The 21,231-nt window shown below is 66.5% G+C and carries 21 protein-coding genes; 11 read left to right on the top strand and 10 right to left on the bottom strand.

The genetic code is table 11. The features are described 5' to 3' along the window. Window positions 1–8: 8 nt before the first annotated feature. Window positions 9–830: a BPSS1780 family membrane protein gene (locus LDZ27_RS15310; RefSeq protein WP_244816839.1), complete on the top strand. Its 822-nt coding sequence runs from the start codon at window positions 9–11 to the stop codon at window positions 828–830. A 92-nt stretch (window positions 831–922) separates the two neighbouring features. Here LDZ27_RS15310 and LDZ27_RS15305 read toward each other — a convergent pair whose 3' ends face one another. Both LDZ27_RS15305 and LDZ27_RS15300 read right to left on the bottom strand, forming a co-directional pair. Continuing rightward, window positions 923–1,096: a DUF3563 family protein gene (locus LDZ27_RS15305; protein WP_244816838.1), complete on the bottom strand. Its 174-nt coding sequence runs from the start codon at window positions 1,094–1,096 to the stop codon at window positions 923–925. A gap of 138 nt (window positions 1,097–1,234) precedes the next feature. Beyond that, on the bottom strand, window positions 1,235–2,392 hold the full coding sequence (locus LDZ27_RS15300; RefSeq protein ID WP_244817288.1) for a PHB depolymerase family esterase: 1,158 nt from the start codon (window positions 2,390–2,392) through the stop codon (window positions 1,235–1,237). A 323-nt stretch (window positions 2,393–2,715) separates the two neighbouring features. Here LDZ27_RS15300 and LDZ27_RS15295 point away from each other — a divergent pair, with 323 nt between their 5' ends. Then, entirely contained in the window at window positions 2,716–3,381 is a 666-nt protein-coding gene (locus tag LDZ27_RS15295; protein WP_244816837.1) for a phosphatase PAP2 family protein, read from the top strand. A gap of 8 nt (window positions 3,382–3,389) precedes the next feature. On the opposite strand, the gene LDZ27_RS15290 is transcribed toward LDZ27_RS15295, so the two are convergent. Then, window positions 3,390–4,214, bottom strand: a complete 825-nt coding sequence (locus tag LDZ27_RS15290) for a TOBE domain-containing protein (RefSeq protein WP_244816836.1) — start codon at window positions 4,212–4,214, stop codon at window positions 3,390–3,392. 223 nt (window positions 4,215–4,437) lie between these two features. Between LDZ27_RS15290 and LDZ27_RS15285 the strand changes: the two genes are divergently transcribed. Then, window positions 4,438–6,021 (top strand): inorganic phosphate transporter, encoded by a 1,584-nt coding sequence (locus LDZ27_RS15285; protein WP_244816835.1) that lies wholly within the window; start codon window positions 4,438–4,440, stop codon window positions 6,019–6,021. A gap of 274 nt (window positions 6,022–6,295) precedes the next feature. Beyond that, the gene (locus LDZ27_RS15280) at window positions 6,296–6,454 is read left to right on the top strand and encodes a DUF3309 family protein (RefSeq protein WP_040050372.1); all 159 of its coding nucleotides are present in this window, start codon (window positions 6,296–6,298) and stop codon (window positions 6,452–6,454) included. 91 nt (window positions 6,455–6,545) lie between these two features. On the opposite strand, the gene LDZ27_RS15275 is transcribed toward LDZ27_RS15280, so the two are convergent. Continuing rightward, the gene (locus LDZ27_RS15275) at window positions 6,546–6,869 is read right to left on the bottom strand and encodes a hypothetical protein (protein ID WP_244816834.1); all 324 of its coding nucleotides are present in this window, start codon (window positions 6,867–6,869) and stop codon (window positions 6,546–6,548) included. A gap of 25 nt (window positions 6,870–6,894) precedes the next feature. Then, the gene (locus LDZ27_RS15270; protein ID WP_244816833.1) at window positions 6,895–7,125 is read right to left on the bottom strand and encodes a hypothetical protein; all 231 of its coding nucleotides are present in this window, start codon (window positions 7,123–7,125) and stop codon (window positions 6,895–6,897) included. A 271-nt stretch (window positions 7,126–7,396) separates the two neighbouring features. Here LDZ27_RS15270 and LDZ27_RS15265 point away from each other — a divergent pair, with 271 nt between their 5' ends. The 3 genes from LDZ27_RS15265 to LDZ27_RS15255 all read left to right on the top strand — a co-directional run bounded on the left by LDZ27_RS15265 (window position 7,397) and on the right by LDZ27_RS15255 (window position 8,911). Continuing rightward, on the top strand, window positions 7,397–7,669 hold the full coding sequence (locus tag LDZ27_RS15265; protein WP_244816832.1) for a DUF2866 domain-containing protein: 273 nt from the start codon (window positions 7,397–7,399) through the stop codon (window positions 7,667–7,669). Between the two features lie 85 nt (window positions 7,670–7,754). Further along, a complete protein-coding gene (locus tag LDZ27_RS15260) occupies window positions 7,755–8,189 on the top strand; it encodes an MbcA/ParS/Xre antitoxin family protein (protein WP_244816831.1) in 435 nt (144 codons plus the stop codon). Beyond that, on the top strand, window positions 8,186–8,911 hold the full coding sequence (locus LDZ27_RS15255; RefSeq protein WP_244816830.1) for an RES family NAD+ phosphorylase: 726 nt from the start codon (window positions 8,186–8,188) through the stop codon (window positions 8,909–8,911). The genes LDZ27_RS15260 and LDZ27_RS15255 overlap by 4 nt, the downstream gene beginning before the upstream one ends. Window positions 8,912–8,918: 7 nt before the next feature. Here the strand turns inward: LDZ27_RS15255 and LDZ27_RS15250 are convergent, their stop codons facing one another. The 5 genes from LDZ27_RS15250 to LDZ27_RS15230 form a co-directional block, all read right to left on the bottom strand. Then, window positions 8,919–10,268 (bottom strand): DNA topoisomerase IB, encoded by a 1,350-nt coding sequence (locus LDZ27_RS15250; protein WP_370653428.1) that lies wholly within the window; start codon window positions 10,266–10,268, stop codon window positions 8,919–8,921. A gap of 73 nt (window positions 10,269–10,341) precedes the next feature. Next, window positions 10,342–11,079, bottom strand: coding sequence for a metallophosphoesterase (locus tag LDZ27_RS15245; RefSeq protein ID WP_244816829.1), 738 nt, complete (start codon window positions 11,077–11,079; stop codon window positions 10,342–10,344). 141 nt (window positions 11,080–11,220) lie between these two features. Beyond that, entirely contained in the window at window positions 11,221–12,381 is a 1,161-nt protein-coding gene (locus tag LDZ27_RS15240; protein ID WP_244816828.1) for a cytochrome c, read from the bottom strand. 112 nt (window positions 12,382–12,493) lie between these two features. After that, entirely contained in the window at window positions 12,494–14,089 is a 1,596-nt protein-coding gene (locus LDZ27_RS15235; protein WP_244816827.1) for a GMC family oxidoreductase, read from the bottom strand. Window positions 14,090–14,114: 25 nt separating this feature from the next. Continuing rightward, a complete protein-coding gene (locus LDZ27_RS15230) occupies window positions 14,115–14,525 on the bottom strand; it encodes a sorbitol dehydrogenase family protein (protein ID WP_244816826.1) in 411 nt (136 codons plus the stop codon). Between LDZ27_RS15230 and LDZ27_RS15225 the strand changes: the two genes are divergently transcribed. The 4 genes from LDZ27_RS15225 (at window position 14,461) to LDZ27_RS15210 (ending at window position 21,215) form a co-directional block, all read left to right on the top strand. Next, a complete protein-coding gene (locus LDZ27_RS15225) occupies window positions 14,461–14,670 on the top strand; it encodes a hypothetical protein (RefSeq protein ID WP_244817324.1) in 210 nt (69 codons plus the stop codon). The two genes, LDZ27_RS15230 and LDZ27_RS15225, sit on opposite strands and share 65 nt — an antisense overlap. A gap of 43 nt (window positions 14,671–14,713) precedes the next feature. Next, a complete protein-coding gene (locus LDZ27_RS15220; protein WP_244816825.1) occupies window positions 14,714–15,367 on the top strand; it encodes a DUF1345 domain-containing protein in 654 nt (217 codons plus the stop codon). Window positions 15,368–15,755: 388 nt separating this feature from the next. Beyond that, window positions 15,756–17,444, top strand: a complete 1,689-nt coding sequence (gene glgA, locus LDZ27_RS15215; protein ID WP_244816824.1) for a glycogen synthase GlgA — start codon at window positions 15,756–15,758, stop codon at window positions 17,442–17,444. 369 nt (window positions 17,445–17,813) lie between these two features. Continuing rightward, window positions 17,814–21,215 carry a maltotransferase domain-containing protein gene (locus LDZ27_RS15210; protein WP_244816823.1) on the top strand — a complete coding sequence of 1,134 codons (3,402 nt, stop codon included), beginning with the start codon at window positions 17,814–17,816 and terminating at the stop codon, window positions 21,213–21,215. Window positions 21,216–21,231 lie beyond the last annotated feature (16 nt).

Here is a 21,231-nt window from a genome sequence, read left to right as displayed (position 1 = left end):
GATCACTCATGCGACTCATCGAAGTTCCCGCCAAGACCGGCTACGTGTGGTTTCGCCAGGGCATCTGGCTGTTCCGCCGCAACCCGTTCGCGTTCCTCACGGTGTTCTTCGCCTATCTGTTCGTGATGACGCTGATCTCGCGCGTGCCGGTCATCGGCCCGTTATTGCCGCTGCTCTTCATTCCGGGCGTCGCGGTCGGCTTCATGGCGGCGTGCCGGAACACGGTCGCCGGCAAACCCGTCTGGCCGACGATCCTCGTCGACGGTTTCCGCTCCTACGGCAGCGTGGTCGCGCGGCGGCTGCTGGTGCTCGGCGCGCTGTATGTCGCGGCGATGGCGGTCATCTTCGCGATGTCCGCGCTCGTGGACGGCGGCGTGCTGCTCGGCCTGATGATGGGCAATTCCCCGTCCGGCGATCCGGAAACGATGGCGGCGAGCTTCAGCCCGCTCGCGGTCATCGTCGCGATGGCGTGCTATCTGCCGGTCGCGATGCTCTTCTGGTTCGCGCCGGTTCTCGTCGCGTGGCACGACGTCTCGACGGCCAAGGCGCTCTTTTTCAGCGTCGTGTCGTGCTGGCGCAATCGCGGCGCGTTCATCCTGTACGGCGTGATATGGATCGCGGTCGCGCTCACGGTCTCCTTCGGGCTGACCGCGCTGATGCAGGCGCTCGGCGCGGGACAGGACATGGCGTTCGCCGTGCTGATGCCCGCGTCCATCGTCGTGACGACGGCGCTGTACTGCTCGTTCTACGCGACGTATCGCGGATGCTTCGGCGTGCAGACGCCCGACGCGCCCGATCTGCCGACCGCGTCCGGCGCGCCGGGCGCCTGATTTTCGCGCGGCCCCGGCTGCGCGCAGACGACAAAAAGCCGGCTCACAGGCCGGCTTTTCTCATGCGCTCGAAGCTGCGCGATTAAACCCGCTCAGTTGGACATCCACGACGGATGACGTGCCGCAGCGCGCTGGTCCAGCTTCTTCATGCGGTATTCGAGGTCGTAAATGTCGGTGGCTTCAGCGAGGTATGCGTCGTCACGTTCGCGATCGCGCTGGTCGGCGGACTTGGTCAGGAAAAGGAAAATGCGGGAGAGCAGGAACATGTTGGGCCTCGCTGGAAACTAGGGTTACTACCTATGAAGGTGATTATAGGGTAATCCCTGATTCGACGCCAGCCTTTACCGCTAGAACGCTGATACTAAAGACGATTTTGCAACACCCGAAACAATGCGTCCGGCGCGTCACGCCACGAATGCATCCCGCGCGGCCTCATTGGAGCGCCGCTGGTGCTTGAAAAACTCCCAGAGCATCGCGGCTGAATCCGGCCCTTTCGACGAATGGAAAGCCACCGTGTCGTCGCCGCCGGCCCACGAGTGGCCCAGCCCGCGCACGATCGACGTCTTCACGACGCGTCGTCCGCTTTTGAAGTAATCGCGCACGACGCCGTCCGCATGCGTTTCCTCGCGAAGATCGCCGGCGCGGCGATTCCCCGCTGCATCGATGAAGCCGTTCAGCCGCAGAAACTGCTGCGTGAGTTGCTCGGCGTTCGTCGCCGACACGACCGAATCCAGTTCGCCGTGAACGATGACCGCCGGCATGCCGGGATAGTCGCGGACATCGACGGCGGCGTCGATCAGCGTGACCGGGTCGCTGCGACTGCCGCGCCGCATGACGTCCATCGCGCCGATGGCGGAATTCGCCTCGCCGAAGACGACGCCCGAATGCAGCCCCACGGCGGCGAACAGTTGGGGATATCTGATGGCGAGCAATGCCGCGAGGCCCGCGCCCGCCGACATTCCCGCGAGGTAGATGCGCTCGGGGTCGAAGTCGTGCTGCGCGACGGCCGCGCGAATCAGGGAGACGATCGAGGCCGCCTCGCCGCCGCCGCCACTGCTCGAATCCTCGTACCAGCGCCAGCAGCGATGCGGGTGATCGTGTTTCGACTGCTCGGGATAAAGCACCGCGAAGCCGTACTTGTCAGCGAGCAGATTCATGCGCGTGCCCTGCGCGAACTCGTCGGCGCTCTGCTGGCAACCGTGGAGCATCACCACGAGCGGGAGCTTTCCGAGGCCGGCCTTCGGCGGCACGTACAGCGCGTAGGAGAGATGGTTCACGAAGCGGCCGGCTGTGGGCGGCGCGGAGTGATACGAGCGGTCCCATTTGCCGCGCGCCCAGGCCGACGCACGCGGCCGCACGCGCGATTCGCCCGTCGAGGGGCGCGTGAACGCGGGTGCGGCGGCGGCTTTGGCGGCCGCGCCGGACTTGAGCTTGGACTTGACGGTTTTGGCGCGGCCCGGCTTGCCCGCAGCACGCGGCTTCGGAACGCGGATCGGTTCGACTTCGCCAGCGACCATGCGTCTCAAGCCGCGCAACCAGAGTTTGGTAAGGCTTTTCGACATTCGGCTGGTTCCTCTACACATGAATCGGACGACGCGCTCGGTGATCGACGCGTCGCGTTGTTGCATTGCACAATAACACCATTTGGGCGAGCTAGCTCGAATGCGCCGCGTCTTTCGGTAGCGAGAAGGCGTCTTTTAGGCGCAGTATCCGATAAATAGCGACAGAATACGCCTGTAAACGCCCAAACCGGGCAGCACATTTAGTCTCCGTCCGAAGCGGTATACTGCTGCACTGCCTCACGCTTTCGACTGCATCTCTGTCGCAGTGCAGCAACACCCGTACCAACACCGTGACCGATTTTCAAATACCACGTTCTCTCTGGATGAGCGTTACGGCGCTCGGCAGCATCGGCGTCATGTTGCCTGTCGCGCTGGCCGCGGCCGCGTGGCTTGCGCTCGGCTATCGCTGGAAGTACACGTTCGAATGGCTCGGGCTGCTCGGCGCGGGCAGCGGCGCGGTGGCGCTGAGTAAGATCGCGTTCATCGGCTGGGGAATCGGCATGCGCGACCTCGATTTCACGGGCATCAGCGGTCACGCGTTCATGGCGACATCCGTCCTGCCCGTCGCCCTGTTTGTCGCGCTGTTGCCCGCGCGCGGGGCCATTCGCGCAGGCGGCGTCGCAATCGGCTTGCTGCTCGGGGCGGCGGTCGGCGGTTCGCGCGTCGCGGTCAACGCGCATTCGTGGTCGGAAGTCGTGGCCGGATGCATCCTCGGCGCGTTCGTCGCGCTGGCGTTCGCGCGCATCGCGTGGCAAGCGGAGCCGGGCAAGCTCTCGCCGACGCCCGTTGCGGCCAGTCTTGCCGCCGTCGTCGTGGCGTTGCACGGCGTGCCCGTGCCGACGCAGCACTGGATCACGGAGATCGCGCTCGGGCTGTCCGGCCACGAGCGCCCGTATGTGCGAGCGCGCTGGAAGACAAAGAATTACCGCATTCCCGAACGCCGCGCGGAATTCGACGCCCCGCGTGCGCTGGCCGCAGCGCGCGCGTAGCGGCTGGCTCAGTCGTTCACGCCGATGATCACGCTCGACGCCTTGATCACCGCGACTGCGTTCTGGCCCTCCGCGAGTCCGAGCGTCTCGGCGCTCTGGTTGGTGATGATGGCGGTGATCGTCGTCGTATCGTCGAGCGACAAGGTCACTTCCGCATTGACCGCGCCGCGCGTGACGCTCGCGATGGTCCCGCGCAACTGATTGCGCGCCGACAGCTTCGCGGGCGCGTCCTGCATCAGCATCACCCACGACGCCTTGATGAGCGCGAACGCGTCGCCGCCTTCGCGCAAGTCCAGCGCCTCGGTGCTTTCGTGCGTGACCACCGCGACGATCGTCTGGCCGCCCGGCAAGCCCAGCTCGATTTCGTCGTTGACCGCGCCGCGCGTGATCTTCGTGACTTTCCCTGCAAGCTGGTTGCGTGCGCTCGTTTTCATTCCCAGTCTCCCGATGAGTTGCCAGTCGCGTTCGAAGCCTTCCACGGCCTCGCCCACACGTTGAAGGAATTTGCGATGCTCGCGCTCGACCGCGCGGTACGTCTCGATGAGCCGCAACGCCGATGCCGTCACCGTCGTGCCGCCGCCGCCGCGCCCGCCTGTGGCGCTCGTGACGAGTTGTTCGCCGGCGAGGTTGTTCATCGTATCGACGGCATCCCACGCCGCCTTATAACTCATGCCGACGGCTTTCGCCGCCGCGGTGATGGAGCCGGTGTCGCGGATCGCGGCGAGCAGCGCGATGCGCGCCGCGCCGCCCAATGTTTCGTCGCCGCTTTTCACCCATACCGAGCCGGCGAACTCGAGCGGCTCGCGCGGGGCAGGCGGTGTCGTCATGGTCATCGGTCGCCTCCCGATTGTTCGAATAAGCGCGTCAATCGCGCGCACTATGCCGCCGATTATATCGATGCTCTTCGGCAACGATTGCTCGTCATGTCAGACGAAACAAGAACTGTTCACGAAGTCATGAAACCGACACATGCGCCATGAAACATGGCCTCTTCAGCCCTCGCCGGCTTCTCGCCCGGCGCAAGCGCTCGAAACCGCCACGCCTAAAGGACGCGACATGAATCAGGTTGTCTTTCCCCAATCGCAGGGCCGCACGCCGGGGCAGCGGCTCGCGTTTCTCGTATTTCTGCTCGCCATCGGCGCGGGCGCCGTCTACTGCGTGCTGCATCTTTTCGAAGACCTGGCACCCGTGCGCGAATCGTCGGTGTTTCCGTACATTCTGCTCGGCGTGGCACTGCTGATCGCGCTGGGGTTCGAATTCGTGAACGGTTTCCACGACACGGCCAACGCGGTCGCCACCGTCATCTATACGCATTCGCTCACGCCGAATCTCGCCGTCGTGTGGTCCGGCGCGTGGAACTTCATCGGCGTGCTGATTTCGAGCGGCGCGGTGGCGTTCGGCATCCTGCAACTGCTGCCGGTGGAACTGATCATCGGCGTCGGCAGCTCGCAGGGCTTCGCGATGGTCTTCGCGCTCCTCATCGCGGCGATCATCTGGAATCTGGGCACCTGGGCGCTCGGGCTGCCGTCGTCGAGTTCGCACACGCTCATCGGCTCGGTGATCGGCGTCGGCCTCATGAACCAGATGCTGCACGGGACCAACGGAACGTCGGGCGTCGACTGGAGTCAGGCGGTGTCGGTCGGCAAGTCGCTGCTCTTTTCGCCGATCGTCGGCTTCGTGCTTGCGGGCCTCCTGCTCTATGTGCTGAAACTCGTCGTGCGCGTGCCGGCGCTCTACAAGGAGCCGAAGAAGAACACGCCGCCGCCGTTCTGGATTCGCTGCCTGCTGATCCTGACGTGCACCGGCGTGTCGTTCGCGCACGGCTCCAACGACGGTCAAAAGGGCATGGGCCTCATCATGCTGATCCTGATCGGCACCGTCCCGACTGCCTACGCGCTCAACAAGGCCGTCACGCCCGAGGAAACGCAGACGTTTCTCGCGGTGAGCCACAGCGCATCCGAGGCGCTCGACCGATACAGCGGCGGCGCCGCGCCCGCGTCCGATGCGCGCGAGCAAGTCGAAAAGTACGTGCAGACGAAGAAGCTCGAGCCGGGTACCGTCGCGTCGCTGAAGGCGCTGATCGGGTCCATCGATTCGCAAATCGGCCCGAGCGCGACGATCGCCTCGGTGCCGCAAGGCAACGTGCGCAACGTGCGCAATCAGATGTACATCGCGTCCGAAGCGCTGCGTCTGATGGAGAAGCAGAAGGCGCCCGCGTTCTCCGCGAGCGATCTCGCCGTCGTCGACAACTACAAGCATCAGCTCGATCACGCGACGAAGTTCATCCCGACGTGGGTGAAAGTCGCCGTCGCGGTCGCGCTCGGGCTGGGGACGATGGTCGGCTGGAAGCGCATCGTGGTGACGGTGGGCGAGCGCATCGGCAAGACGCATCTCACGTATGGACAAGGCGCGTCGGCAGAAATGGTCGCGATGCTGACCATCGGCGCCGCCGATATGTACGGCCTGCCCGTCAGCACGACGCACGTGCTCTCGTCGGGCGTCGCCGGGACGATGGCCGCGAACGGCTCCGGCTTGCAATGGCGCACGGTGCGCAGTCTCGCGCTCGCGTGGGTGCTGACGCTGCCGGTGTCGATCGCGCTCGCGGGATTTCTGTTCTGGGTGTTTCGCGGCGTGTTCTGATCGCGCGCCGCCGGGCGCCGGATTGCAAACTTTGCACGCAGCGACGCCCGGACTTTCATTTTGACAATCGCGCTGGCGGCGCGCCCGGATGCTTTCGGGCGTGCCGCCTTGTGCTTGGGGCTTCGCGCCGAATGGCACGGGCCTTGCTTAACGCTCCTTGTCGATCGCAACGCCGGACGGCCAGCGGCACCATGCCGCTGCGCTAAGACGCGAGGCTGCCTGGGAGGCCACGTCGAGCCGGATGGTCGCGCGGTCTTTTATAAGGAGAAGTGAAATGACGATCGGAACCATCCTGCTGATCATCCTGATCCTGCTGTTGATCGGCGCCATTCCGTCCTGGCCGCACAGCCGCAGCTGGGGTTACGGACCGAGCGGGATTCTCGGCGTCGTGCTGATCGTGGTCATCGTTCTATTGCTCATGGGCCGGATATGACGTCTTGCGGAGCGTGCGCGCTCCGCGACCGGCTCGAATAAAGAGGGGCGCCCGATCGGAGCGCCCCTCTTTTTTTTCGTCGATGCCCGCTTTAGACGCGCATGACCTGCCCGTTCGGCTCGATCTTGCGCGGAATCACCGGCTCGCTCTCTTTCGGCGATGCCGCCTTCGCACGCGGCGCGGCCATCGGCTGATCGATGGCGCCCTTGTCGGCGACCTGCTTGACCGCCGTCGCGCTCTTGCGCTTTTTCTTCGCCGCGATGCGCGATGCGGCGTGCGCCTTCGGCTTGGCCTTGGCGAACTGCGGCTGGGCTGGCTGCGCTTCCGGCGGGTTCCAGACTTCCGTGTAACGCTGCGAAGCCATGACGGGCGACGTCCCCAGCACGAAAGCGATCGTCAGGAATGCGAGCTTCAAGTCGTTTCGCTCCATCGTTGATGCCCTAGTGACCTTGCCCCGCGCGGCGCGAGAGAATCGCGTCGAGCGAGCGCTCGGAGGTTTCGAGTTCGCAGAGCGCGGCGTCGAGGCGCTCGAGCGACCGCGCGACGGACTGCGCGCCGAGTTCGAAGTCCGGCTCGCCGCGCGTGGCGTCGAACGCGGCGTTCACGGCGCGGGTCGCGCGCATGAAACGTTCGAGCGCGGCGGCTTCGAGCGAAACGTGGCGGGAAATCATCGGCGAACTCCTTGTTGCTGACAAGCTGTACGAATATACAGTAACGCTGCCGCCCGGCAAACAAACGGCGCGCAGCGTCGCAAAAATGCCGAACCGCCCATTGACGGCTTTCGTTGCGCTCGACGCGACGCTTTGTCGCGCTGTTTCTTCAACAGGCGACGGTTAAGCCGCGCTTAATTCTGCGCGGCCACACTCGTTTCGCGATTCAGCCCGCGCCGCGTTCATACGGCGCCGCGCATCCGGAATCGGAGTTATCAACGAGGAATGTGCCATGCCCGCCAACTTTGCCGCGCGCCCGACGTTCGCCAATCTCGCTCGCGCGATGCGCAGCCATACCGCGCTGAAGCTCAGCCGCTGCCGGCTGTCCGCGCCGATCGAGCCGCCGGGGGGCGAGCCGTACCGCACGGTCGAGTGGACGCTGAAAACCGATCCGCGCGTGCAGCGCTGCGTGCTGCGCGCCGATTGCACGCCATCCGATATCGCCGACGCCTTGCGGGCCCACGTGCCGGGCCGCCGCTACGGTCCGTCCGACGACGACGAGTGACTCATCGCGCAAAAGCGAGATTTCGCTTGAACTAATCCATATATGGACTAACATGCGTTAAGAGTTCCTTTGGAGACTTAACGACATGCCTCATGCCGCACACGTCGCATCGCCGGCGGCAGACCGCGCGCCGCGCCCCGCGCTCAACGTCGGCGAACTGTCCGCCGCAGGCTTGCGCGCGTTCGCAAAGATCGCCGAGGCTTGGGCGCTGTCCACGGACGAGCAGATCAGGCTCCTAGGCTCTCCCGGCCGTTCCACCTTCTTCAAGTGGAAGTCCGCGCCGCAATCGGCGCGGCTCGGCCGCGATACGCTCGAACGCCTTTCGCTCATTCTCGGCATCTACAAGGCGCTGCAGATCCTGCTGCCGGAACCGCAAGCCGCCGACGGCTGGATCAAGCGCCCTAACAGCGCGCCGCCGTTCGGCGGACGGCCCGCGCTCGATCGCATGCTGGCGGGCAACGTCAGCGATCTCGTCGCCGTGCGCCAGTATCTCGACGCGATGCGAGGCGGCTGGGCGTGACGGGAGACAAGGCTGTATCGAACTGGCGGGACACGTGGCCGCACGGCGAGGTGCACTGGTCGCCGGCGTATCGCGTCATTCCCACGCGCTTTCCGGCGGTGAATCTCTTCGACCGCGTCGCGTCGCCGCAGGATTTCGACGCGCTCTATGCGCTCGAAGCCATGACCAACGACCGCCTGCGCACCGAAGTCGGCGAACTCGATCTCGTGCCGCGCGAGGAGCGCTGCTTCGGACCGGGCTGCGGGCCGATCATGGCCGCGTTCACGCATCTGAACCCGAACGGCAGCCGCTTTTCCGACGGCAGCTACGGCGTCTTCTACTGCGCGCGCGAGCGCCAGACGGCGATTGCCGAGACGCGCTATCACGCGGGCATTTTTCTCGCCGCGACGAAGGAAGCGCCGCTGCGCCAGCAAATGCGCCTCTATCGCGTGACGGCGCGCGGCGAAGTGGTGGATTTGCGCGGCGACGGCATCGCGCGGGCGGGGCTGGATGCGCGCATTCTCGATCCCGACGAGTACGCATACGGCAAGACGCTCGGCCGCGCGGTGCGAGCGGCGGGCGCGCCCGGCATCGTGTATCCGTCGGTGCGCGATCCGAAGGGCGAATGCCTCGCCGCTTTGCGCACGACGCTGCTGCGCGATTGCCACCACGCCGCGTATCTCGAATACAACTGGAATGGCGACGCAATCGATTGCGTGTTCGAGCTGAATCAGGTCGGCTAGGCGCGCATCAGCCGATGGCCACCGCCGTCGACGTGCGCGTGCGCGACAGCTTTTTCGTCGCGGGCCGCGCGGCCTTCGGCGCGGTCTTGCGCGCGACGGTCTGAAGCGCCTGCGCCGCCGCGTCCTTCTTGCTGCCCTTCAGTGCGCCCGCGCGCGCCTTGCGGCTCGATTCCGCGAGCAGGCCGGTGAGCCGCGCATCGCTCGCGGCGGCGCCCTTGCGGTTCGCGCGCGCGGCCTCGCGCGCCCGGCGCTTCGCGTCCTTCTCGAGGAAGATGACGAGCGCGGCTTCGTCGATCTTGAGCCCGTGACGGCGCGACGCGGACAGCGCCTCGGCCAGTTCGCCGGCTTCGAACGCCTCGATCACCGCCGGATGCACGTAGCACTTGCGGCAGACCGCCGGCGTGTTGCGCAGCAGTTGCGACACTTCCTTGATGGTCCCGACGACGTGCTTGCGCGCCTCCGTCACCGTTTCCCATTTGAGCTTTCGGAGCGCCGCGAGCGCGAACACGCTGCCGGCCCACGTGCGGTAGTCCTTCGCCGTGAAGTCCGCGCCGGTGACTTCGCGCAGATAGTCGTTGATGTCGGACGAACTCACCGCATGACGCTCGCCGTCCGCATCGAGATACTGGAAGAGGTCCTGGCCCGGCAGGTCCATGCAGCGCTTCACGATGCGCGCGACCCGCGCATCGCTCACGGCGACATCGTGCTCGATGCCGCTCTTGCCGCGAAACTTGAACCGCAGCGTCCCCGCCGACACCTTCAGGTGGCGCTTTCTGAGCGTCGTCAACCCATACGAGCGGTTCTCGCGCGCGTATTCCTCGCTGCCGATGCGGATGAGCGTCGTATCGAGCAGGCGCACGACGGTGGCGAGCACCTTGTCGCGCGGCATGCCGTCGAGCGCGAGATCGCGCATGACGCGGGCGCGCAGCTTCGGCAGCACGGCGCCGAACGCGAGCATGCGCTCGTACTTGTTCGCGTCGCGCGTTTCGCGCCATTGCGGGTGATAGCGGTACTGCTTGCGCCCGCGCGCGTCGCGCCCGGTGGCCTGAAGGTGGCCGCGCGCGTCGGGGCAAATCCAGACATCGACGTAGGCGGGCGGAATGGCGAGCGCGTTGATGCGGCGAATCTCCGCTTCGTCTTCGATGCGCTTGCCCTGCGTATTGAAGTAGACGAACGCGCCGTCGATCCATTCGCGCGTGTAGCCGCGCCGCGAATCGTCGACGTAGCGCAGGCCCGGCGGAAGCTCATCCACGATCGCCTGAGCCACGGCGTTCTGCGCGGCGCAGGCTTCCTGCGCAGCCCCGTTGCCGCTTTTACGCCCGGCGTTGCGTCCCGCGTTGCCACCGTTCTTCGCCACTGCGCGCCTCGACTTTCTACTTTCGATTGATGGCGACGATGACAGCAACGCGCGTGCCTCGGAACCGGTCCGGCTAAGGCAGCGCCAGTTCGCGCGCGCCTTCTGACGCGGCCCAGCGCTCCTTGACCGACCAGCGCTCCTCGGTGCCCGCCTGGACGATGGTGAGCCGCCCTTCCGCTGCGAACGCGCCCGTGTCGATATAAATCTGCGCGCCGATCTGCCGGACCGCGCGCATCGGCGTGTGACCGCAGTAGGTCGGCGACAGCCCGCGCTGCAGCGACGGGTCGCCGTTGCCGAGCGCGAGCGAGCGGCCCCATAGCATCTCGCCGCGCGTGTTGTCGGAGAAATCGGCGGCGTCGAGATCCGCGTCGCTGCCGAAAAATTCCGCGTGCAGCACGTTGAAGCGCCGCGCGCCCTCGCCGACGACGCGCACGAGCGGCAGCGGCGCGAGCCGGGTCGCGAGCAGGCGCAGTTGTTCGTCCGCGAGCGTTTCGGCCCACGCGCCGCCGATCGCGTACCACGACTGGCGGCGCATCTCGCCGGTTGCCACCGCGATCAGCGAATCCTCGTGATTGCCGAGCACCGGATAGAACCACGGCTTGTCGATGAGGTCGATCGCGGCGAGCGAATCCGTGCCGCGATCGATGAGATCGCCGACGGAAAACAGGCGATCGCGCGAGCCGTCGAAATCGATCTCGCGCAACAGATAGCGCAACGCATCCATGCAGCCGTGCAGATCGCCGACCACGAAATCGCGGCCGACGTCATTGGCGGGATGCCTGCACACGACGGGATAAGTAGGATCATTCATGCGTCGATCTTAGCGCCGGGGAAATGGGACGTGTGCGCGCTGGGTCGCTTTCGTCGCGGAATTCGCATCGCCGACGCGCGACGTTTCGCTTGCGGGGTTCCTGACGATTCGATCGCGAATGCACATGTCCGAAAAAGTTGATTATTGCGCGATTGCGCGCAGCCGCGCGACGTCCGCCGCGCGCGTGGCGGCGCGCGGATCGCCGAACTGACGCGTCACGAAACTGGCGAGCGCGGCGATTTCTTCGTCCGACAGTTGCGCGCCGAACGCGGGCATCGACGCGCTCGCGCCGCGACTTGGGCGCTGGACGCCGTGCAGAATCACGAGAACGAGGTTGCTCGGGTCCATCGCGCCGAGCGCGCCGGTCACGGCGTCGTGTACGAGCGGCGGAAACGCGCGGCCCTCGCCTTCGCCGCTGATGCCGTGACAGCTCGCGCAGGCGGCGGCGTAAAGCCGCGCGCCATCGGCGTGCGCCGCGGCGGTCGGCGCGAAAACGGACATCGCGTCGAGCGCCGTCACATCGACCTTCGCCGGCTGGCCGAAGCTCCATCGCGAAGGCGCGCGTTCGTCGCCCGCCACGACCGGCATCGAACGCAGATAGACGACCATCGCGCGCAGATCGTCGCCGCTCAGAAACTGCGTGCTGTTCGCCACGACTTCCGCCATCGGCCCGACCGCGTATGCACGGCCGGGCGCCGCGCCGGTCGCGAGATAGCGCAGCAGTTCGTCGTCGCGCCATGCGCCGATGCCCGCCACGCGCGCGGGCGTCAGATTGCCCGCGCGCCAGCCGGCCACCGTCGCGCCGCCGAGCCGCTCGCCGTCCTTCAATCCGCCGAGCAGGTTGCGCGGCGTGTGGCACTGCCCGCAATGGCCGAGCGCGTCGACGAGATACGCGCCGCGATTCCACTGTGCGCTCTTTGCCGGATCGGGCACGAAGCGCCCCGGCGAGAAATTGAACGCGTTCCACACGGCCATCAGCCAGCGCTGATCGAACGGAAAGGCGAGCGCGTGGCGCGGCGGCGTGTAGCGCACGGGCGGCACGGTCGCGAGATAGGCGCGCATGGCGAGCACGTCGCTGTCGGAGAGGCGCGTGTAGGCCGTGTACGGGAACGCCGGATACAGCCGCTCGCCGTGCCTGCCGATGCCCTCGCGCATCGCGCGGACGAACTGCGCGTCGGTCCACGCGCCGATACCGGTCGCGCGGTCGCTCGTGATGTTCGGCGTATAGAACGTGCCGAAGCGCGTCGCGATAGCCCGGCCGCCCGCGAACGGGCGCGCCGGGTCCGCCGTGTGGCACGCCATGCAGCCGCCCGCGCGCACGAGATACGGGCGCGCTCGACGTCTGCGGCCAACGCCGCGTCGCGGAACACGAAGGCCAGCGCAAGCAGCGCAAGAACGGCGAACGCGCGCTTCGTCATCGCAACGACGCTTCCAGCGTGTCCGCGAGCCGCAGCGCGAGCGCCGCGATGGTCAGCGTGCAGTTGACCGAGCCGCCCGCAGGCATCACCGCGCTTCCGGCGATGAACAGATTCGGATGCTCGTGCGCGCGGCAATCGGCATCGACGACGGAATCGTTCGCGTCGCGGCCCATGATCGCCGTGCCCATGATGTGGCTGCTGGGCGCGAGCGCATCGTCGTATTCGATTTCCTGACCGTCGAACCAGCCGGCTATGCGCGCAAAAAGCGCACGCGTGTCGGCGCCGCTGCGGCGCACGTAGTCGTCGATCGAATACGTGATTTCGGGGCGCGGCAGCCCGAGCGCGTCCTTCTGCGCGGAGAGCGTCACGCGGTTCTCCGGCGAGGCCACTTGCTCGTGGAAGCTGCCGAGTGTGAGGCGCCGCGCGGAGCGCTCGCGGATTTGCCGGTCGAGTTCGCCGCCCGTCAGCCCGTCCTCGATCAGCTTCGCCGTGACGACGAGCGTCGGCGCCGCATTCGACAGATGCAGCTTCTTCGCCGCCTGCTGGCCGCGAAACGCGCCGTCGCGGAAATCGACGACCGAGCTCATCTCCACCGGCCCGCGCCCCGGCCACAGCGCTTCGTTGGCGAGAAAGCTCACGCCGATGCCCGGATGGTCCATCAGATTGCGCCCGACCTGATCCGAGCCGTTCGCGATGCCCTTCGGAAAGCGCGCCGACGCGGACATCAGCAGCAGCTTCGGCGTTTCGATGCCGTTCGCCGCGATGACGAAGCGCTTGCCCGTCACGCGCGTGCTCGCGCCGTGCGGGTCCTTGTAGTCGATCGCGACGATCTCGCCCCGCTCGTTCGACTCGATGCGGTACGCGACCGCCTGCGCGATCAGCGTCGCGCCCGCGCGCTCGGCTTTGTCGGCGTGCGTCGCGCCGTGATAGAGCGCGCCGATCGGACATACCGGCATGCAGTTGTTCGCGCCGCAGCACGGCGGGCGGCCGTCGTAGACGCGGCTGTTGCGCGCCATCGGCTCGGGAACCGCGTGCAGCGACTGCGCGGCGAGCACTTCGCCGAAACGCCGGTCCATGTAGGAGAGCGGCAACGGAGGCATCGGATACGGACTGGAGCGCGGCGAGCCGAGATCGATGTCCGGTCCCGCGACGCCCAGTTCGCGTTCGGCTTGCGCGTACCACGGCTCGAGCGTTTCGTACGGAAACGGCCAGTCGCGCCCGACGCCGTATCGCGTGCGCAGCGCGAAATCGGCCGGCAGGAGCCGCCACGCGGCGCCCGCCCAATGCCACGTCGTCCCGCCGACGAGCCGCAGAAACTGCGGCTCATACACCTGCGCGCCCCGATTGACGAGATAGCTGCCCGGATTCGTCGGCTCGGGACGCGGCGCGTGGCGCTCGAGCGGATAAGGCGCGCACGGGTCGCGCTTTTCGGGCGCGCGCCGAAAGTTCTCGACGATCTGCCAGCGCGCGAGACGCGGCCCCGCCTCCAGCACGATGACCGACGCGCCCGCCTTAGCCAGCCGATGCGCGACGAGACTGCCCGCCACGCCCGACCCGACGATGACCACGTCCCCCGCTGTCGAAACCGCCATGCGCTATGCCTTTGTCGTTTGCGTTTTACGGCTTGCTCGCCCAGTCGGCTGGCTGGCCGCGGCAGTAGGAAGGAACCGTGAGCATGTCGCGCACGGGATCGAACATCAGTGCGCGCTCGAACGCGACGACTTCGGCTTGCGCGCCAACGCCCGCCACGCCGAGATACCACGCGCGCATCGTGTCGCCGACGGTTTTTGCCAGGTCCGGCTGCGTCGCGTGCAGCGCGGCGGTGACGACATCGCTCGGCGTGCCGCCGTGCGTGGACAGCCACCGGTCGAGCCGCGCGATCTTCGCGTCGAACTGCGCGTCGGCGTGCGCGAGCGCCGCATGCACGCGTTGCGCGAGAAGCGAATCGAAGCCGCTGCGTCCGGTGAGCTTCATCGATACGGCGATGAACCTGTCCAGCGCGGCAGGCGCCGCTGGCGTCGAAGACACGGAAGCAGCCGAAACTGCCGCCGAAGCGCATGCGCCCGTCAACATCGCGCGACGCATCGCGAAGGACACGCGCTTACGTTTGAACATCGCTCGATCTCATGTGGCTCTCATGTGGATCTCATCTGGATGTAAGCCGCGTCAGTGATAATCGCTCGCTCCAGGCGACGCCGACTCTCTCTCTCGCGACGATGAACCTTCTCCCGCCCGTCCTGCGCACGCGCCCGCGCGCCTTCATCGGCCTGCTCGTTGGTTTCTTCATCGCCGCTTTGGTTCCGGCGCATGTGCGCGCGACGGTGCGCGCGCTGATCGGCTGGGACGCGGCCGTGTGGCTGTATCTCGCGCTCATCTGGCTGCAGATGGCCACTGCGCGGCAAAGCAACGTGCAGGCGCTCGCCGAACGTGAGGACGAGAACGCCGCCGCCGTGCTGGTGATCGTGAGTCTCGCGGCCATCGCGAGCCTCGTCGCGATCGTCGTCGAACTGGCGGCGGCGAAGAGCCTCGGCGCGCACGCGTTTCCGAACTACGCGCTCACCGGCGCGACGATGCTCGGCGCGTGGTTCCTCATCCCGACGATGTTCACGCTGCACTATGCGCGGCATTACTATCGGTCGCCGTCCGGCGATCCGGCGCTCAAGTTTCCCGACCGCCATCTGAAACCCGACTATTGGGATTTCCTTTACTTCTCCTTCACGATCGCGGTCGCTTCCCAGACTTCCGATGTCGTGCTGTGCTCGACGAGCGCGCGGCGCACGGCGCTCGCGCAATCGGTGCTGTCGTTCTTCTTCAATCTCGCGGTGCTCGGGCTCTCCGTCAACATCGCGGCGAGCATGGTCGGCGGCTGATAGCCGAACGTTCGTCGGCTTCCTGCCTTCCCCGGCGCGGCGCGCAATGCGCCTGTCACATGCGGGCCATACGCTCTTCGAGATTCGCCTTGTAAAAACGCGGCGCGCGGCGCAGTCAGTTTTACACGTGGCACGCGCGTGCGCTTCTCAGTGCTGCGGCGTGAGCGCAATCAGACCCCGATCGAACATAAGTCCGAAATGATCGTGGGGCGCCGCACATACGCGAAACACCGGTGGCACGTAGATTGCTGGATTGCTGCACTGCGCAAGCAATTTCCAGAACAAACTCGATCAGCATCAAAACGCGCGGCCCGGCTCTTCCTCGTTACGTCGACAACAAGAGCGAGGCGCATGGCCATCGCCGCGTCAGCCCGCACAGGAGCCCATTTTGCCTTTGAACGTACTGCTGGTCGCCTCCGAGGCCGTCCCGCTCGCCAAGACCGGGGGTCTCGGCGATATGGTCAGCGCTTATGCCGCCGCCCTGCGCGCCGCTGGCGTCGACGCGACCATCCTTCTGCCCGCTTACCCGAAGGCGATTGCCCAGGCGGAAGGCATCAGCAAGTTGTGCACGCTTCGCGGCCTGCCGGGCGGCGACGCGGCGCTCCTGCGCGCGCGCATGCCCGATACCGGCGTGCCGGTTCTCCTGCTGCGCTGCGATGCGCTTTATGCGCGCACCGGCCTCTATCAGGACGCGCAGGGCCGCGACTATCCGGACAACGCCGTGCGCTTCGCGACGCTGTCGGCTGCCGCCGTGCGGATCGCGCAAGGCGTGCGCGGCGTGAAGAAGCCGGACATCGTTCACGCGCACGACTGGCACAGCGGCCTCACGCCGCTTCTGATGAAGCATGCCGACGTGCAGGCGAAGAGCGTTTTCACGATCCACAACCTCGCGTTCCAGGGCAACTACGCGCTCTCTCTCGGTGCGTCGCTCGGCGTGCCGGAGAAGTGGCTGGTGCACGCGCTGAGCGATCCGAAGAGCATCGAGTTCTATGGCGCGCTGAGTCTGATGAAAGCGGGCATCGTTCACAGCGACCGCGTGACGACCGTGAGCGAAACCTACGCGCGCGAGATTCTCACGCCGCGCTTCGGGCATCTGATGGAAGGCGTGCTGCAAAGCTGCGCCGGCAAGCTCTCGGGGGTGGTGAACGGCATCGACGAAGATACGTGGAATCCGGCCATCGATCCGCTCATCGAGCGCAACTATTCGTTCGACGACATGCGCGGCAAGCACGCCTGCAAGCGCCGCCTGCAGCGCATGTTCGGCCTGCCCGCCGATCCGTTCGCGCCGCTCATGGCGATCGGTAGCCGCATGACGGGCCAAAAGCTCGCGGATGTGGTGATCGAAGCGCTGCCGCGTCTGCTGGAGCGTCATCCGCGGCTCCAGCTCGCGGTGATCGGCCAGGGCGAGGCGTATATCGAAAAGGGCTTCAGAAAGCTCGCGCAGGCGTGGCCGGATCGCGTGGGCGTGCATATCGGCTATGACGAGCGGCGCGCGCACGCGCTGCACGCGGGCGCGGACATTCTTCTGCACGGCAGCCGCTTCGAGCCGTGCGGCCTCACGCAGATGTACGCAATGCGCTACGGCACGCTGCCCGTCGCGTCGCGCGTGGGCGGCCTTGCCGACACCATCGTCGATGCGGGGCATGGCGCGGACATCGCCGCACGCGAGACGCTCTACGTTCGCGACGGCACGCACGACGCGCCCATCGCCGTGCATGACGGGACGCGCGCGCCCACCGGCTTTCTCTTCGACGGCGAAACGCCCGACGACGTCATCGCGGCCGCAAGCCGCGCGATCGACGCGTACATGCGCCCGCCCGTCTGGCGCGCAATGCAGCGCAACGCGATGTCGTGCGAGTTCGGCTGGGGCGAGGCTGTCGCGAAGATGATCGCGCTTTATTCGGATATCACGGGCCTGCGCCCCATCCGCGCCGCCGTCCGTCTCCGCCGCGCAGCCGATGCCGCTCCTGCCGATGCCGTTTCCGCCGCCGCTACCGCCACCGCCGCCGCTGCCGCCCGCGCGCTGCGGCACGGCGCGCACGAGCACGGCAAGCCGCTCGTCGCGAGAAGCGCCTGAGGCCCGGCGCGCGTGCCCGTCCCGGATGCGCGCACGCCGTATCGACGGCAGGCGACGCATAAACCCGGGCGCGGCACGTTCCATGCTCTTACCCCCCGTGCAATGCCGGCAGGAAATCCCTTTCGGGACCGTGGCGCGCCGGCCAAGCGCGACGAAGCGGCTGCGGCGCCCGGTGCACGGTGCATCGCGAGCGCGCGACGGGGCGTGCGTCGCTTGAGCGCGCAGCGTTTTCCGATTGTCGCGACGCGCGGCGCGCGAGACGCGCCTCAACGTGCGGACCGGCTCTTCGGCCAGTTTGACCCGTGAGCGTGATCGCGATTCGTTGCCCGCATCCCCGCCACCGCAGGACGACTCTGGAAAAGACGAACGATGGAAAACCATCAAGCTCATCATGCGTATGCGCCCCGTATCTACTTCATCGATCCCCTTCTCGTCGGCCCGCTCTCCGAGTGGCCGGCCCAGTTCGAGCACGCGGCCTCTCTCGGCTTCGACCACGTCCTGATCGGCTCGCCGTTCGTGCCCGGCAGTAACGGGCATCGCGAGGCCGTCGCCGATCATCATCGCCTGCACCCGGTTTTCGAATGCGACGCGAGCGCCGCCGACGGCCTGCGCCAGCTCGCCGATGCCGCGAAAAAGCACGGCATCACGCTGCTCGTCGATATCGTGATCGACCGCGTGAGCGCCGAAGGCGGGCTGTATCAGGACAACGCACACTGGTTCCAGCCGTTCGAAACCGCCGACGCGCGGCTCGATCCGCGCCGGCCGCCGCGTCAGCGCGACGTCGCCATCGCCAATTTCGCCGATGGCGAAGCCGCGCATCAGTTGACGCAATGGTGGGCGCGCGAACTTGCGTCGATCGCGGATGCGGGCATCGGCGGCTTTCGCTTCGATTCGCCGCACGCGGTGCCCGCGCATGTGTGGCGCAGGCTCGGCGCGGCGGTGCGCGAGAAGCATCCGCAGACGCGCTGGCTCGCGTGGACCGTGGGCGTGTCGCGCGAGGACCTGCGCGCGCTCGCCGATGCCGAATTCGACGCGGTCTTCGCCTCGACGCGCTGGTGGGACTTCAGGGGCGCATGGCTCGTCGACGAACACGCGGCGCTCTCGCGCATCGCGCCGCCGATCGCCTTTCCCGAAGAGCCGTTCGGCGCGCGCCTGATCGCCGATCTGAGCGACACGAGCGACACCGCGCTCGTGCAACGCGCCTACTGCCGCGCGCTCGATACGGCCGCCGCGCTCGGCACCGGCCTTCTCGTGCCGATGGGCTTCGAATACGGCGTCGGCTTGCCGATGTCGCAGCAATACGGCGTCGCGGCTGAATACAAGCGCGCGAAGAGCGAGGCGCGCATCGATCTTCGCGCGCAGATCAAACGCGCGAACGGCCTGCAGCGCGACACAGGCACGCTCTCCGACGTGGGCGAACTGCGCGCGCTGACCGGCGCGGGCACGCCTTACGCGGCGCTGATCCGCGCGGCGGGCGGCGACTTGCGCGATAGCGAATCGGCGGTGCTGGTCGTCATCAATCCGGATCTCGTCGCGCCGGTGCAAGTGGACACCGCGCATCTGCTCGAAGGCGTGCCCGGCAACTACACGCGCTTTGCGCCCATCGACGACGCGAAAGCCAAGCCGCAGCGCCTCGCGTCGCTCTCGCTCAACGCGGGCGAAGTGCGGCTCTTTCGCGCCGAAGCGGAGCCGTTCATCCTGCTCGCGCAGCCGCAAGTCAAACGCGGCGCGAAAACCGCCGACAAGAAATCGGTGACGGCCGCGATCGACGCGCCGCGCGTGTCGATCGAGAGCGTCACGCCTTCGGTCGATCACGGACGCTTTCCGGCCAAGCGCATCGTCGGCGAGGCGGTCGAGATTCAGGCGGCGATCTTCGCGGAAGGTCACGACAAGATCGCCGCCGCCGTGCAATGGCGCGCCGCCGACGAAACCGAATGGCACGAAACGCCGATGTCGCTCGTGCTTCCGCTCGGCAACGATTTGTGGACCGCGCGCGTTCCGCTCGAACGCGTGGGCCGTCACGAATTCGTGGTGATGGCGTGGCGCGACGACTACGCGTCGCTCGCCGATCACATGCAGAAGAAGCTGAAAGCCGGACAGAGCGTCGAACTCGAAGTGCAGGAAGCGAAGCATCTCTTCGCGCTGATTCTCGCGGAAGTGAAGACCGTCGAGGATTCGGACAGCGGTCCGCTCGAAAAGATCATCAAGGAATTCACGAAGGCCGACGACGCGCGCAAGCTCGAACTCGTGCTCGCGCCCGCGACGGCGAAGGCGGTCGAAGCCGCGCGGCACCGGCCGTTCCTGTCGCGCGATCCGGTCGTGTACCGCATCGACTCGGAGCGCGCCGCCGCGCGCTTCGCAAGCTGGTACGAGATCTTCCCGCGCTCGATGAGCGACGACGAGAACCGCCACGGCACGTTCATCGACGTCATCGGCAAGATGCCGCGCATCCGCGAAATGGGCTTCGACGTACTGTATTTCCCGCCGATTCACCCGATCGGCCTCGCCAACCGCAAGGGCAAGAACAACTCGCTCACGGCGCAGCCCGGCGATGTCGGCAGCCCGTACGCCATCGGCGGCAAGGAAGGCGGCCATACCGCCGTTCATCCGGAACTCGGCAATCTCGACGACTTCAAGCGCATGCTAGAAGCCGCGCATGAACACGGACTCGAGATCGCGCTCGACTTCGCGGTGCAATGCTCGCCGGATCATCCGTGGCTCAAGGAACATCCGACGTGGTTCGCGTGGCGTCCCGACGGCTCGCTGCGCTATGCGGAGAATCCGCCGAAGAAGTATCAGGACATCGTGAATCCGGACTTCTATGCGAAGGACGCGAAGCCCGATCTATGGATCGCACTGCGCGACGTGTTCCTGCACTGGATCGCGGCGGGCGTGCGTATTTTCCGCGTCGATAATCCGCATACGAAGCCGTTCCCGTTCTGGGAATGGGTCATCGGCGACGTGCGCGCGCGTCATCCCGACGTGATGTTCCTAGCCGAAGCGTTCACGCGTCCGCGCGTGATGAATCGTCTTGCGAAGCTCGGCTTCTCGCAGTCGTACACGTATTTCACGTGGCGCGAGACAAAGCGCGATTTCCTCGAATACATGCACGATCTGACGCAGACGGACGCGAAGGAATATTTCCGGCCGAATTTCTTCGTCAATACGCCGGACATCAATCCGCGTTTCCTGCAAAGTTCGGGGCGTCCCGGCTTCGTGATTCGCGCGGCGCTTGCCGCGACCTTGTCGGGACTGTGGGGCGTTTATAGCGGCTTCGAGTTGTGCGAATCCGCCGCGCTGCCCAATAGCGAGGAGTATCTCGATTCCGAGAAGTATCAGTTGAGGGCGTGGGACTGGAACCGGCCCGGCAACATCGTCGCGGAAGTGACGGCGCTCAACCGCATCCGCCGCGCGAATCCCGCGTTGCAGACGCATCTCGGCGTGAACTTCCTGCCCGCGCATAACGATCACATTCTCTTCTTCGAGAAGGCGAATGCATCGGGCGACAACGTCGTGCTCGTCGCGATCAATCTCGATCCGTTCAACGAGCAGGGCGCGGATATCGAGTTGCCGTGGCAGACGCTCGAACGCTGGGGCGTGAAGGAATGGGATGCGGTGGCGGTCGAGGACCAGATGACCGGCGAGCGTTTCGAGTGGCGCGGACGCCGCCAGCATGTGCGGCTCAATCCGCATTCGCTGCCGTTCGCGATCTGGCGCATCTCGCCCACGTGGGGTTTGCCGAAGCCCAAGCCGCAGCCACAGTCCGACTGAGAACGTTAATTGCGAG

This window comes from Caballeronia sp. Lep1P3, from assembly GCF_022879595.1.
Taxonomy (GTDB): Bacteria; Pseudomonadota; Gammaproteobacteria; order Burkholderiales; family Burkholderiaceae; genus Caballeronia.
This window is presented reverse-complemented; position numbering and strand designations above follow the sequence as displayed.